This window comes from Mycobacterium ulcerans subsp. shinshuense (assembly GCF_002355775.1).
GTDB lineage: Bacteria > Actinomycetota > Actinomycetes > Mycobacteriales > Mycobacteriaceae > Mycobacterium > Mycobacterium marinum.
The window spans coordinates 897,763-911,213 of sequence record NZ_AP017624.1 but is presented as its reverse complement, the minus strand read 5'-3'; the positions used below and the strand labels follow the sequence as shown (position 1 = coordinate 911,213).

The window sequence follows — 13,451 nt, the reverse complement described above, 5'->3', positions numbered from 1 at the left end:
CTGCGTCGGCCGTCGGGCGCGTAGTCGTCGCGCTTGTCCGATCCAAGCCCGATAGGCTTGACCCATCCCAGCCTTGGGTTGGCCGCGCACGTGTGTGGGTAACCATCCTGGGTGGCTCGTGCGGTGGCGGACGACGACACAAGCGAGAACGGCATGGTCTGCGATAGCGGTCGGCAGTTCAGGCGGGCGCGGTGGCAGGATCCGCCCGGCCCGCCCTTGGCATGCTGCACGGATTTGCCGGCCGCGCCGATCTACCCGGTCCGGGTACGAACCATCGATAGCCGACGAAATTTCCCGTCTCTTGGCCATGGGCGAGACAGATGGCACCCGATGTACCCAAAGCGTCCGCATTGGCCGAAAATGGAAGTTTGCGCCACCGATGTAGTCGGTGTCCTCTAACGATTCACGGGCGGGAGTTCGAGGAGCACGACATGGAACCGGAGGACAGGATGCAGCTGGCATACCGGTTCGGGATGTCTGCAGATCGGCTAGCCAGGCACCGGCCGCCGGTCGGGGCGATGATCAGCTCGCGGAAGCGGGAGCGGGTCCAGTGAACGCGACGGCGAAGTCTCCCAACGCCTTGGCCATCGACACGCGCAGCGAAGACTCGCTGGTGGTCCTTTCGGTCGAGGGCGCCATCGACTCCACCAACTGCGCGGCGCTGCGCGATGCCATCATCAAGGCCACGCTCGACGAGCCGTCCGCCGTCGTCGTCAACGTCAGCGCCCTGCAGGTACCCGACGAAGCGTCCTGGTCCATCTTTGTCAGCGCACGCTGGCAGGTCGATACCCCGCAGCATGTCCCCATCTTGCTGGTGTGCGCGAGTCGCGCCGGCCGGGAACTGATCACCCGAACCGGAGTTACCCGTTTCATGCCGGTGTACCCCACCGAGAAAGGCGCCATCAAGGCCGTCGGCCGGCTCGCGCGACGCGAGGTGCGGTATGCCCAGCTGCAATTGCCCGCCAACCTGGGCAGCCTTCGCGAGTCCCGCAAGCTGGTCCGCGAGTGGCTCACGTCGTGGTCGAAACCCGGGCTGATACCGGTCGCCTTGGTGATCGTCAACGTGTTCGTCGAGAACGTGCTGGAGCACACCGGAAGCGCCCCAGTGATCAAGGTCCAGTGCGACGGCACCGCGGCCACCATCGCCGTCTCCGACGGCAGGAATGCCCCGGCTATCCGGTTGCAGACTCCGCCAAAAGGCATCGACGTGTCCGGCCTGGCCATCGTGGAAGCGCTGTGCCGCGCGTGGGGCAGCACTCCCACCGCGACCGGCAAGACGGTGTGGGCGATCATCGGCCCGGAGAACCAGCTCTAGCCGGCGACGGTGTGAGCCGGGCCCTCATCCCGCGTGCTTGCTGGGCGCCGGCCGAGTAGCCGCGGTTGTCCGGACTCGCCGCGATTGCACTAGAACACGTTCTAGTATCGATCTGGATGCCCGCTCACAGAAGGGAGGGATGACGTGCGGTTCAGCTACGCCGAGGCGATGACCGACCCGTCGTTTTATGTCCCGCTGGCACAGGCCGCCGAGGCGGCCGGCTACCACAGCATGACGATCGCCGACAGCCTCGCCTATCCCTACGAGTCCGACTCGAAGTATCCGTACACACCCGACGGCAATCGCGAGTTTCTCGACGGCAAGGAGATCATTGAAACCTTCGTCCTGACCGCGGCATTGGGCGCGGTCACCAAGACACTGCGGTTCAACTTCTTCGTCCTCAAACTCCCCGTCCGGCCCCCCGCCCTGGTCGCCAAGCAAGCCGGTTCATTGGCCGCGCTGATCGGCAATCGGGTAGGGCTGGGCGTGGGCACCAGTCCATGGCCGGAAGACTACGAGCTGATGGGTGTGCCCTTTGCCAAGCGCGGCAAGAGGATTGACGAATGCATCGAAATCGTCAAAGGACGCACCACCGGTGAATATTTCGAGTTCCACGGCGAGTTCTACGACATTCCCAAGACGAAGATGAGCCCGGCCCCGACCGCGCCGATCCCGATCCTGGTCGGCGGCCATGCCGATGCCGCACTTCGGCGCGCGGCGCGCCTGGATGGCTGGATGCATGGCGGCGGCACCGATCCCGACGAACTCGACCGCCTGATCAGCAAACTTCAGCACTTTCGCGAGGAAGAGGGGCACACCGGCCCGTTCGAAATCCATGTGATCTCAATGGATGCCTACACCGTCGACGGCATCAAGCGGCTGCAGGACAAAGGAGTCACCGACGTCATCGTGGGCTTCCGGATGCCCTACATCAAGGGTCCCGACACCGAGCCGCTACAGACCAAGATCGCCCACCTGGAAAAGTTCGCCGAGAAGATTATCTCGAAAGTTTAGACGCTACAGCGAATCCCATGCCGGCGGACGTTTCTCCTGATGCGCGCGGGCGGCCTCGGCCGGGTTGTTGGTGAAGCCGCTGATAATCTGGGTACGGTTCCCGATTTCCTTGGCATGCTGCAGGCTGGGGGCATCCAGCGCCGCGTTGAGCCCAATCTTGGCCTGCCACACGCCATACGCATTGTTCTCGGCGATCGATCCGGCCAGCTTCTGCGCCGCAGTCAACAATTCGTCCGCTACCACCACCTCGTGCACCAGCCTGATCCGATAGGCCTCCACAGCGTCGATGATGCGGCCGGTCAGCATGAGTTCGCGCGCCACCCCGGCACCGACGATTCTAAGCAGCAGATAACTGGTGCCCATGTCCATCGACGAGAACCCGGCCTTGATGAACACCGATCCGAACCTGGCGTCTTCGGCAGCGATCCGGATATCGCAATGCAGCGCAAAGGCCAGCCCGCCACCGACCGCGACGCCGTTGACCGCCGCGATCACGGGAATGGGCAGCTCGTAGAGCCGGGTCAATTGGTCGGCCAGTCTGACCTGGGCATCGTAGGTGGCCTTGAACGGCGGGGTGGTGGGTGTGGCCTTCGTCCAAGGCTGTCCGGTGCCGCTCAAATCCGCTCCGGCACAAAACCCGCGCCCGGCGTCGGTCAGGATCGCGGCCCGAAACTCGCCCCCGCTCAGCGCGTCGAGGGCGTCGTCCATCGCGTCGAGCAGCGATCCGTCGATGGCGTTCAACCGGGTCGGCCGGTTCAAGGTGACGCAAGCAATGTTGTGCTGAAGAGTTTGCAATTCCACTGCAGCCATACCCGAACGGTAGGCGACGTGACCGTTTACCGACACGGCCTACGGTGGATTGACGCCTGCCCAAGTCGAAGGAGAAGAAGATGGCACGAACCGAGGGCGATAGCTGGGACCTGGCCAACAGTGTGGGCGCCACCGCCACCATGGTCGCCGCGGCGCGGGCCGCCGCAACCCGGCGGTCACGGCCGATCATCGCCGACCCGTTTGCCGAGCCGCTGGTCCGCGCCGTGGGGCTGGACTTGTTCACCCGGGCGGCCTCCGGCGAGGTTGATCTCGACGAGGTTGCAGCCGGTCTCGGATTTGCGCGCATGGTGGACACGTTCGCCGCCCGTGCACTGTTTTTCGACAAGTTCTTTGCCGATGCGATCGCCGCGGGACTGCGCCAGGTGGTGATCGTGGCCTCCGGCCTTGACGCGCGGCCCTACCGGCTGCCCTGGCCGACCGGAATGAGGGTGTACGAAATCGACCAGCCGGAGGTGATCGAATTCAAGACCACCACGCTGGCTCGACTCGGTGCATCCCCAACCGCCGACCACCATCCGGTGGGCATCGACCTGCGCGACGACTGGCCGTCCGCGCTGCGGGCAGCGGGTTTCGACGCCGCCCGCCCGACCGCCTGGCTGGCCGAAGGGGTGCTCATCGGTTTCCTTCCTCCGGAGGCCGAAACTCGATTGCTGGACAATGTCATTGAGCTCAGCGCCGTCGGCAGCCGGCTAGCCGCCGACTACGGAACCATCAATGGGTCATCGGCGGAGTCCCAGCAACTGGCGCAGCAGATGACCGAGGGATGGCGAGCCCATGGACTCGACATGGATATCGCCGGCTTGACCTATCCCGGTGAGCACACCGACGTCGCGGCCTATCTGCGATCACACGACTGGAAGACGGCCACCGCCGACCATGACGATCTGGTCCTGGCCGCCGGGCTTGCGGAACTGACCGCGGCCGACCGGCAGAGCCCGGCCAGCACGATCGGCTTCGTGACCGCGGTCCGCTCCACCGACTAGCAACAGCACGACATCCAGAAAGCAAGTCCGACAACGATACTCGCAGAACACGACGACGCAGTTCGGTATCGCGATACGCTGCACTTTCCCGCCTACTCACCAGAACACAAGGGACAAACATGTCGTATGTGATGGCAGTGCCGGAACTGTTGGCTTCCGCGGCGGCTGACCTGGAAGGAATTGGCTCGGCCCTGAGCACCGCCAATGCTTTGGCACTGCCCTCGACCAGCGAGATCCTGGCCGCGGGTACCGACGAGATATCGACCGCGGTGGCGTCGCTATTTGCCGACCATGCCCAGGACTATCGAACAATCAGTTTAGAAGCCAACGCATTTCACCAGCAGTTCTGGCGATCGTTGAGCGGTGCGGCGGCCTCCTATTCCGGCGCCGAAGCCGCCAACGCATCCCCGCTGCAGGAACTGCTGAACGTGATCAACCAGCAGAGCACGGCCTTGCTGGGGCGCCCGCTGATCGGTAACGGTGCTGACGGTGCCGCGCCTGGGCAAAGCGGCGACGGCGGCGGGCTGCTGTTCGGCAACGACGGCAACGGCGCGCCCGGCACGAACCAGGGTGTGGCCGGCGGTAACGGCGGAAGCGCCGGGCTGATCGGCAACGGCGGGGCAGGCGGGCTTGGCGGGCCGGGCGGCGCCGGCGGGGCCGGCGGGCACGGCGGAATGCTGTTCGGCGACGGCGGCGCCGGTGGAGGCGGCGGGGATAGCCCGTTGTTCGTGATCGGCGGCGGTGCCGGCGGCAACGGCGGCAACGCGGGGCTGTTCGGCAATGCCGGCGCGGGTGGTGCCGGCGGCGCGGGACAGCAGTTCTTTTTCAATGGTGGGGCCGGCGGAGACGGCGGGAGCGTGGGTCTGATCGGCAATGGCGGTGCCGGTGGCGACGGCGCCAATGGCGCGGCCGGCGGTGCCGGTCGGCCGGCAAGTTTCAACAGTAATGGCGGGCCGGGCGGCAACGGCGGCAACGGGGGCTCCGCCGGGCTCTGGGGCAACGGCGGCACCGGCGGGGCCGGCGGTGGTCCTGGAACCCAAGGCTCTGATAATTCCGGCTCGGGAGGCAACGGCGGTAACGGCGGCAACGCCGGATTGTTTTCCGGTATCGCGGGCAGCGGCGGCGATGGCGGACAGGGCGGCGAGGCCGACCGGACTGGCGGAGTCGGCGGCATGGGTGGGGCCGGCGGGGCGGCCGGGTTGTTCGGCACCGGCGGCACCGGCGGTACCGGAGGCACCGGCGGCGCCGCCAACCCCTTCGGTGCCGCGGGCGGATCCGGCGGATCCGGTGGGGCCGGCGGGGCCGGCGGGCTGCTGCGAGACATGGGCGGGGCCGGAGGCACCGGGGGCGCCGCCGGGTTGATCGGCGTCGGCGGCTCCGGGGGCGCCGGGGGCGATGGCCTGCTGTTCTCCGACGCGGGAGTGGGCGGCAGCGGTGGCACCGGCGGAGCCGGCGGATGGTTCTACGGTACGGGCGGTGGAGGGGGCGCGGGCGGCGTCAGTGCCACCACGGGCAATGGCGGCAACGCCGGTCTGATCGGGGACGGCGGTGCCGGCGGCGCCGGCGCGATCCCGGGTGCCGGTAGCGCCGGCGGCCGGATATTCGGCGCACTCGGGTTACCCGGCTAGCCCGCTAGACGCGCTTGGCCGCCCACTCGGCCTGCATGACCAGCAGCGCCAATCGCTCTACCTCCGGGGTGTGGGGATCGAGTTCGCGGTAGCGCTGATAGATGTTGACCACGATCCGCTCGGAGTCCAGCCACGCCGCATACTCTCCAAGCTCGACGGTCTCGATTGCCTCGGCGAAGGACAGACCCTTGCGGTAGGCAGCCTCGGCCTGTTCGTTCACGTGCTCGAAATAGCCGCGGACGGCCCGGATTCCATCCGGGTCGGTGACTGGGCCATGGCCGGGGACCACGATGGGCGCGTCCAGCGCGATCATCGCGTCGCAGGCCGCTATCCAGTTCGCGATCGGCCCGTTCCAGACGATCGGCGTGCAGCCGATGAACAGCAGATCCCCGGCGAACAGCACGCCGGCATCGGGCACATGCACCACCGAGTCCGCGGCGGTGTGCGCGGGACCGAGGTTGATCAGATCGACCCGCCTGCCACCAACATCGATCGTCAGCTCGTGGTCGAATGTCTGATCCGCGTTGCACAGCCTTATTCCGCTGAAATCGAAGTGCCCGAAGCGATCCCGCATGAATCTCGTCGCGACCGGCCCGAGGTCGATGGTCTGCATCGCCGTCAGCAAGGTGGGACCGGTGTCTTCGGCAATCTCCTCGGCGGTGCCTTTGGCCGCGATGATGCGCACCGAAGGGCTCAACAATTGGTTGCCATGGGTGTGGTCACCGTTGGAATGGGTGATCAGCGCATCGGTGATGGGCGCCGCATCGGTGATCGGCCGCATCGCGTCCAGCATCTCGCGCGTGAGCGCCAGATCGAACAGCGTGTCGACCAACAGCGAGGCACCGTCTCCGGCGACCAGCCCGGCGTTGCTCCAGCCAAATCCGCCGTCCGGCAATGTCCACGCCCACACCCGATCGGCGACCTGGTGCAGCCCACGGGTGTAGGGCACCAGCGGCGGCGCCGGGTTGACCCGGGCGGCCTCTGGCGCGGCGTTGGGATCAACGCGAGGTGCCAAAGGCTGCGGTGGCGGGGTCGCACATACCCGCTGCCGCGTCTGCCCCAACCCCTCGACCTCGAGGGTGACGACGTCGCCGTCATGTAGCCAGCCGGGAAACGAGTCGGGGTTGGTCAGGTGCTCGACGAGGGTGCAGGTGGGCACGGTGCCGGAGCCGATCACATCGCCCGGCGCCAGCATCACCCCGCGCGAGACATAGGAGATGACTTCCCCGAAGGTCCAATCCATCGTCGCGGTGGATCCCGAGCCGATGACCGTGTCATTGACCAGCGCGCTCACCTGCAGACTCAGCTTCCCGTCGCGGCGATAGGCCTGCAGCTCATCGGCGGTAACCAGATACGGGCCCAAGGTGACTCCGCTGTCTTTGCCCTTGGCCTGCCCGATGCGCAGCTGGCCTTCCAGTTGCTGCAAGTCACGTGCCGACCAGTCGTTGAAGATCGTGTAGCCGATGATGGACTGCTCGGCCTGCTCGACGGACAGATCCTGGCCGCCGGTTCCGATCACCGCCGCGATCTCCAATTCGAAGTCCTGCCAGGCGCTTCCGGGGGCCATGGGCGCGTCGTCGTAGGGCCCGAGCACGGTGGCCGGACAGGCAAAGTAGAACGCCGGGATGCGATACCAGGTATCCATCAGCACCCGGCCGCCTCCCACCGCTTCCTGACAGTTGCGCATGTGGTCCAAGAAGCACAGTGAGTCGCGGATCGATGGCGGGCGCGGTATCGGCGCCGCCAACGTCACCTCGTCGAGAGCCACCACCTCACTCGGTGAGCGCAAGACGTTTTCACCGGCTTCGCGTAATCCGTCGGCGCCGCGCTTGATCAGATCGAGCAGGGCGACTCCCGGCGCCATCGCGTAGATCGAACCGTCGGACAACACCCCGACACGCTCACCGTCCGCACTTCGATACGTCACCCATTTCATTCGCGCACCACCTCACTCGGGTTTTTGTCCGGGCGCAACCCACGCCAGCTGGATTGCCGCAATCGGTCATCGGGGGTCCACTCGCTATAGCGCACCTCCCCGACCAGCGTCGGGGCGACGAACGTAACACCCTTGGCCTCGCGCGCCAGAAGCGCAGCGTCGAATGGGGATTCGTCGGTATGCAGCGGCGCCAGCGTCTTCTTGAGGTTGGCCAGGTCACGTTCGGTGAAGCCGGTTCCAACACGGCCGGCGAAGTGCAAACCGCTCGGGCCGGGAATGCCCATGAGCAACGATCCAATCCCGCTGCTGCGCCCACCCTCCCCAACTCGCCAACCGCCGATGACGACTTCCTGGGTGTTCCAGTGTTTGTCCTTGATCCACGCCGACGAGCGCCGCCCGGGTTGATAGCCGGAGTCGCGGCGCTTGGCAATGACTCCCTCCCAACCGCGCTTTTGCGAGTAGGCCAGCGCCTCGGCGCCGTCACCGGGCAACAACTCCGGAACGATCAGATTGCCCGCACTGCCCAGGGTTTCCAGTAGCTTGCGCCGGTCGCGGTATCTGGCCCACAGTAGCGAGCGACCGTCCAGAAAGAGCAAGTCGAACGCCCAGAACTCGATGCGGGTGGCGCGCACCCGGTTCTGCATCTCGTTGAAGCTGGGCACTCCGGAGGAGTCGAGGGCCACCAATTCACCGTCGAGCACCACGTGGTGATCAGCGAGATCGGCGGCCAATGAACGTAATTGGGGGTATTCCGCGGTGACGTCACGTCCGCTGCGGGAGCGCAGTCGCAGCGCGCCATGGTCGGCTTCGACCAGCAGCCGGTAGCCGTCCCACTTGCCTTCGAACGCCCACTGACCCGACTCGAGACCTGCCACCGAACCGTGGGAGGTGAGCATGGGCGCGAGGGTGTCGAAATCGAAGGCCGTCTGGTCCTTCATGCGATGCGCCAGCCATTGGTCCCCGTTGGTCTGAATCAGCGCGTACCGCCCCGAGATTCGACTGCCGTGCAGGTTGACAATCACCTCCCCCTTTTCCGCACCGTTTCTCGAGTCGTCGCGGAACTTCTCGGTGTCATAGGTGCCGGAATCCCAGATGATCACCTTGCCGGCGCCGTACTCCCCTTTCGGGATGTTGCCCTCGAACGTCGCGTATTCCAGCGGATGATCTTCGGTGTGCACGGCCAGGTGGTTCACCGACGTGGTTTCCGGCAGGTTTTTCGGCACCGCCCATAACACCAGTATCCCATCACGCTCCAGCCTGAAGTCGTAATGCAGACGGCGCGCGTGATGCTCTTGGATCACGAAGGTATTACCCTGCCCGACAACGGGTCTGGCTCGGGGCACCGGCTCCGGCGTTTTCGACGCGTTGCGCATGCTGCGATATTTGAGCAGCCGGTCGTCGCCGGGGAGGTCCGCGTCCAGCGCCGCAATCAGATCGCCATCGCGGGTGAGGCGGGCAAGCACCTCGTCGTAGGTCACCTGGCGCAGCCCCGGGTCGTCGAGCTCCTCCCAGCTGCGTGGTGCGGCGACGGTCGGTTGTTCGCGCCCACGCAGCGAATACGGCGCGATGGTGGTCTTCGAACCGCTGTTTTGGCTCCAGTCCAGGAACACTTTCCCGGCCCGCAGACTCTTGGTCATGGTCGCGGTGACCAACGCCGGCATCACCGTTTCCAGTTGCTGCGCGACCCGTTTGGCCAACACCGTGGCGCCCTTGCTGCTCACCGGCTCGTCGAGCGGGGTGTAGAGGTGCAGGCCCTTGCTACCGCTGGTGAGCGGGAGGGTACTCAGGCCGATGTCGGCGAGCAGATCGCGCACCGCCCGCGCCACCTGCGCGAGTTGGGCCATCGTCACGCCCTCGCCCGGGTCCAGATCGAACACCAATCGGGTGGCCGGCCCGGGCGTGAGGATTTCGCCTTTGGACGTCCACTCGGCAACGAACCGCCACTGCGGGACGTGCACCTCGAGGGCGGCCTGTTGTGCGATCCAGGCCAGCCCGGTGGCGCTGTCGATGATCGGATAGGTCGTCGTTCCCGACCGGTGCACCACGCTGGCACGCGGCAGCCAGTCCGGCGCCGACGACGCCAGCTGCTTTTCGAAAAAGGACGCCTGATCGACGCCGTTAGGCCAGCGCTTGCGAGTCGCCGGGCGCCCGGCGATATGCGGGATCATCACCTCGGCGATGCCGGTGTAGTAACCGAAGACGTCAGACTTGGTGGTTCCGGTAGCCGGGTACAGCACCTTGTCCGCGTTGGTCAGCGTCACCTGCGGACCATTCGCCTGTCCAGGAGGCCAGGCCTGCGCCGAACCCATATGGCCAACGTAACCTATCGCCATGGCACGTGGGCTGGTGATCGGTGAAGCCCTGATCGACATCGTCGATGGGCCGGACCCGGCCGAGTACGTCGGGGGCAGCCCCCTCAACGTCGCGGTCGGACTGGCCAGATTGGGCCGCGACGTCGATCTGCTGACCCACATCGGCCGCGACGCCCGCGGACGACGGATCGCCGAGTACATTGAATCCTCAGGTGTACAACTTGTTTCGGGAAACCAGACGGCTGATCGGACGCCCACCGCGACGGCCAGGATCGGCCCCGACGGCTCGGCCACCTACGCGTTCGACCTGGAATGGCAGATACCCGACACACCCCCCGTGGCGCCGCCGCTTCTCGTGCACACCGGTTCCATCGCCGCCGCGCGGGAACCAGGATGCTTGGCGGTCGCGGCGCTGCTCGACGCCTATCGGGCCGCGGCCACGGTGAGCTTCGATCCCAATGTGCGTCCGTCGCTGAGGGCTGACCCGGACCTGACTCGGGAACGCATCCAACGCCTCGTCGAGCGCAGCGACATCATCAAGGCCAGTGCCGAAGACTTGCACTGGATCGACCCCACCCAGCCTCCGGAGCAGACCGCGCGGGCCTGGCTGGCCTGCGGCCCGGCGATTGTCGCGCTGACGTTGGGCGATCAGGGCGCAGTGGCGTTCTGCGCGGCCGGCCCGGCAAGTATGCCCGCCCAGCCGGTTCGCGTGGTCGATACCGTCGGCGCCGGAGACGCGTTCATGGCCGGTCTGCTCGACACGCTGTGGGAGCAGGGATTGTTAGGTGCCGACCGGCGCACCGAGTTGCGCAAGATCGGGGTGTCGGCGCTGACCTCTGCACTCGAAGTCGCGGCCCTGACCTCGGCGTTGACCGTTGCCCGTGCCGGCGCCGACCTGCCCTATCGGGCCGACCTGCGGCAGTCGCGATGACCACCGCACGCCCACAATCGGGCCCGGCGAGGGTGCACGAAATGCCGCGTGATGCGGCGTGTCGCCGTGCCGACACGCACGCTCGCGAGCTGACCGGGGCTGGGGCAGGCAGCAGGACTCCGGTGCCGCGGCGCACTGTTAACCGACCCGGGTTCTGGGCATACTGACTCCATGCGCTCCATCTGAAAGGGTTCAATCGCTTTCGGGCTGGTGAATGTGCCGGTCAAGGTGTACAGCGCCACTCAGGACCACGACATCAAGTTCCATCAGGTGCACGCCAAGGACAACGGACGCATCCGGTACAAGCGGGTATGCGAGGTCTGTGGCGAGGTGGTCGAATACTCCGACCTGGCCCGCGCCTTCGAATCCGACGATGGCCAGATGGTGATCATCAACGACGACGACCTCGCCACGTTGCCCGAAGATCGCAGCCGCGAAATCGAGGTGCTGGAATTCGTCCCAGCCGAAGAAGTCGATCCGATGATGATTGACCGCAGCTACTTCCTGGAGCCCGACTCGAAGTCCTCTAAATCGTATGTGCTGCTGGCCAAGACGCTCGCCGAGACGGAGCGGATGGCGATCGTGCATTTCACGCTGCGCAGCAAGACGCGGCTGGCGGCGTTGCGGGTCAAGGACTTCGGCAAGCGCGAGGTCATGGTGGTGCATACCCTGTTGTGGCCAGACGAGATCCGCGACCCGGATTTCCCGGTGCTGGACAAGGAGGTGGAGATCAAACCCGCGGAGCTCAAGATGGCCGGCCAAGTGGTGGAGTCGATGGCAGACGACTTCAACCCGGACCGCTACCGCGACACCTATCAGGAGCAACTGCAGGAGCTGATCGACGCCAAACTCGAAGGCGGGGAAGCATTTACCGCCGAAGAACAACCCGCAGAGCTGGACGAGACCGAAGATGTCTCCGTCCTGCCGGCCAAGCTGGAGGCGAGCGTGAAAGCGCGTTCGGGTGACGGGAAGTCAGCGGCGAAGAAGAGCACCGCCGAAAAGGCGCCGGCCAAGAAGGCCCGGGCCAAACAAGCTGCCAAGTCCTGACCAGCGCCCGACTTGTTCACATATGCTCGTCGTGCCGCCGAGAGGAGTTTTTGCGTGAAGTCCAACCGATCTGGCGTCGTGCTCAGCCTGCTGCTCGCCAGCACATTGGCGTTGTCGGCATGCGGAGGCCATTCCAGCAATACCTCGTCGTCGACCGGATCCAGCACGCCATTGGTGCCGGTGGATTGCGACGGTAAGAAGAAGCTGCTGGCCGCGGGCTCCACCGCACAAAAGAATGCGATGGAACAGTTCGTCTACGCCTATATCCATGCCTGCCCGGGCCACACGCTGGACTACAACGCAAATGGATCCGGCGCCGGAATGAAGCTGTTCCTGGGGAATCAGACCGACTTCGCGGGGTCGGACACGCCGATGAACCCGGCGAAGAACGAGCCCCAGAAGGCCTCCGAGCGTTGCGGATCGGAAGCCTGGGACCTGCCGGTCGTGTTCGGTCCGATTGCGGTCACCTACAACCTCAAAGGCGTGAGCGCACTCAGCCTGGACGGCCCGACGCTGGCCAAGATCTTCAACGGCACCATCGCCAAGTGGGACGATCCGGCGATCAAGGCGCTCAACACCAGCATCAACCTGCCGCCGACGCCCATCCACGTGGTCTTTCGCAGCGACCAGTCCGGAACCACAGCCAACTTCCAGCAGTATCTCGACGCGGCGTCGGACGGAGCGTGGGGCAAGGGGGTCGGCCAGACCTTCAACGGTGGCGTCGGCGGGGGTGCTGCCGGCAATGACGGCACGTCGCAGGCGCTGAAGCGAACCGACGGATCGATCACCTACAACGAATGGTCGTACGCGGTGGGCCATCAATTGAACATGGCCCAGATCATCACGTCAGCGGGCCCGGAGCCGGTGACCATCACCGCCGAGTCGGTGGGCAAGACGATCGCCGGAGCCACCTTCAAGGGGAAGGGCAACGACCTGGTGGTGGACACCTCGTCGTTCTACCGGCCCACCCAGGACGGCGCCTATCCGATAGTGCTGGTGACCTACGAGATCGTCTGCTCGAAGTACCCGGACGCGCCGACCGGCACCGCCGTTAAAGCCCTCATGCAAGCGACAATTGGTGACGGCCAGGTTGGTTTGGATGAGTACGGATACATCCCGCTTCCGGAGTCGTTTCGCTCGAAATTGATCCCGGTGGTCAACGCCATCGCGTAACCGTCTCCGGCGCCGCGGACCATTCGAATCCTCAAGAGTCCGATCTAGTTTCACCGGCCTCAGCGCTACTGGCTCAGCCCCCTTCGGGCCGTTTCGGGCCCGTTGCGGGGCTCTCTCGCGCACGAATCGGTCCGCTCACATCTTCGTCTCAGGATACAGAAATCGCTGTGAGTAACCGGTTTTTGTTGTCTGCTCACTCTCCGACGATTTACCGTGTGTTAACCACCGGTTTCGGCGCACCAGCACCACGGGCGTCGGTAGCGTGAATATGTAGGGTCGGC

General features: G+C 65.7%; 10 protein-coding genes. 7 read left to right on the top strand and 3 right to left on the bottom strand.

Features of this window, described 5'->3' with window-relative positions; translation table 11 throughout:
• Positions 1–550 precede the first annotated feature (550 nt).
• Positions 551–1,315, top strand: coding sequence for an STAS domain-containing protein (locus tag SHTP_RS04365; RefSeq protein ID WP_096369881.1), 765 nt, complete (start codon positions 551–553; stop codon positions 1,313–1,315).
• Between the two features lie 144 nt (positions 1,316–1,459).
• A complete protein-coding gene (locus SHTP_RS04360; RefSeq protein ID WP_096369880.1) occupies positions 1,460–2,329 on the top strand; it encodes an LLM class flavin-dependent oxidoreductase in 870 nt (289 codons plus the stop codon).
• Positions 2,330–2,332: 3 nt separating this feature from the next.
• Here the strand turns inward: SHTP_RS04360 and SHTP_RS04355 are convergent, their stop codons facing one another.
• The gene (locus tag SHTP_RS04355) at positions 2,333–3,139 is read right to left on the bottom strand and encodes an enoyl-CoA hydratase/isomerase family protein (RefSeq protein ID WP_096369879.1); all 807 of its coding nucleotides are present in this window, start codon (positions 3,137–3,139) and stop codon (positions 2,333–2,335) included.
• 80 nt (positions 3,140–3,219) lie between these two features.
• On the opposite strand from SHTP_RS04355, the gene SHTP_RS04350 reads away from it, so the two are divergent.
• Together SHTP_RS04350 and SHTP_RS29660 are read left to right on the top strand one after the other, a co-directional pair.
• Positions 3,220–4,143: a class I SAM-dependent methyltransferase gene (locus tag SHTP_RS04350; protein ID WP_096369878.1), complete on the top strand. Its 924-nt coding sequence runs from the start codon at positions 3,220–3,222 to the stop codon at positions 4,141–4,143.
• 119 nt (positions 4,144–4,262) lie between these two features.
• Entirely contained in the window at positions 4,263–5,771 is a 1,509-nt protein-coding gene (locus SHTP_RS29660; RefSeq protein WP_096369877.1) for a PE family protein, read from the top strand.
• 4 nt (positions 5,772–5,775) lie between these two features.
• Here the strand turns inward: SHTP_RS29660 and SHTP_RS04340 are convergent, their stop codons facing one another.
• Together SHTP_RS04340 and SHTP_RS04335 are read right to left on the bottom strand one after the other, a co-directional pair.
• A complete protein-coding gene (locus SHTP_RS04340; protein ID WP_096369876.1) occupies positions 5,776–7,707 on the bottom strand; it encodes a fumarylacetoacetate hydrolase family protein in 1,932 nt (643 codons plus the stop codon).
• Complete coding sequence (locus tag SHTP_RS04335; protein WP_096369875.1) at positions 7,704–10,016, bottom strand: ATP-dependent DNA ligase; 2,313 nt, start codon at positions 10,014–10,016, stop codon at positions 7,704–7,706. Before SHTP_RS04335 ends, SHTP_RS04340 begins: the two co-directional genes overlap by 4 nt.
• A gap of 22 nt (positions 10,017–10,038) precedes the next feature.
• On the opposite strand from SHTP_RS04335, the gene SHTP_RS04330 reads away from it, so the two are divergent.
• From SHTP_RS04330 to pstS, 3 genes are all read left to right on the top strand, one after another.
• On the top strand, positions 10,039–10,950 hold the full coding sequence (locus tag SHTP_RS04330) for a carbohydrate kinase family protein (protein WP_096369874.1): 912 nt from the start codon (positions 10,039–10,041) through the stop codon (positions 10,948–10,950).
• 195 nt (positions 10,951–11,145) lie between these two features.
• On the top strand, positions 11,146–11,997 hold the full coding sequence (ku, locus tag SHTP_RS04325) for a non-homologous end joining protein Ku (protein ID WP_231991576.1): 852 nt from the start codon (positions 11,146–11,148) through the stop codon (positions 11,995–11,997).
• 54 nt (positions 11,998–12,051) lie between these two features.
• Positions 12,052–13,170 carry a phosphate ABC transporter substrate-binding protein PstS gene (gene pstS / locus SHTP_RS04320; protein WP_096369873.1) on the top strand — a complete coding sequence of 373 codons (1,119 nt, stop codon included), beginning with the start codon at positions 12,052–12,054 and terminating at the stop codon, positions 13,168–13,170.
• The last annotated feature ends 281 nt before the right edge of the window (positions 13,171–13,451 follow it).

Coding starts and splice junctions, on each gene's coding strand:
- SHTP_RS04355 (WP_096369879.1), bottom strand. CDS start 3,139: ATGGCTGCAGTGGAATTGCAAACTCTTCAGCACAACATTGCTTGCGTC.
- SHTP_RS04350 (WP_096369878.1), top strand. CDS start 3,220: ATGGCACGAACCGAGGGCGATAGCTGGGACCTGGCCAACAGTGTGGGC.
- SHTP_RS29660 (WP_096369877.1), top strand. CDS start 4,263: ATGTCGTATGTGATGGCAGTGCCGGAACTGTTGGCTTCCGCGGCGGCT.
- SHTP_RS04340 (WP_096369876.1), bottom strand. CDS start 7,707: ATGAAATGGGTGACGTATCGAAGTGCGGACGGTGAGCGTGTCGGGGTG.
- SHTP_RS04335 (WP_096369875.1), bottom strand. CDS start 10,016: ATGGGTTCGGCGCAGGCCTGGCCTCCTGGACAGGCGAATGGTCCGCAG.
- SHTP_RS04330 (WP_096369874.1), top strand. CDS start 10,039: ATGGCACGTGGGCTGGTGATCGGTGAAGCCCTGATCGACATCGTCGAT.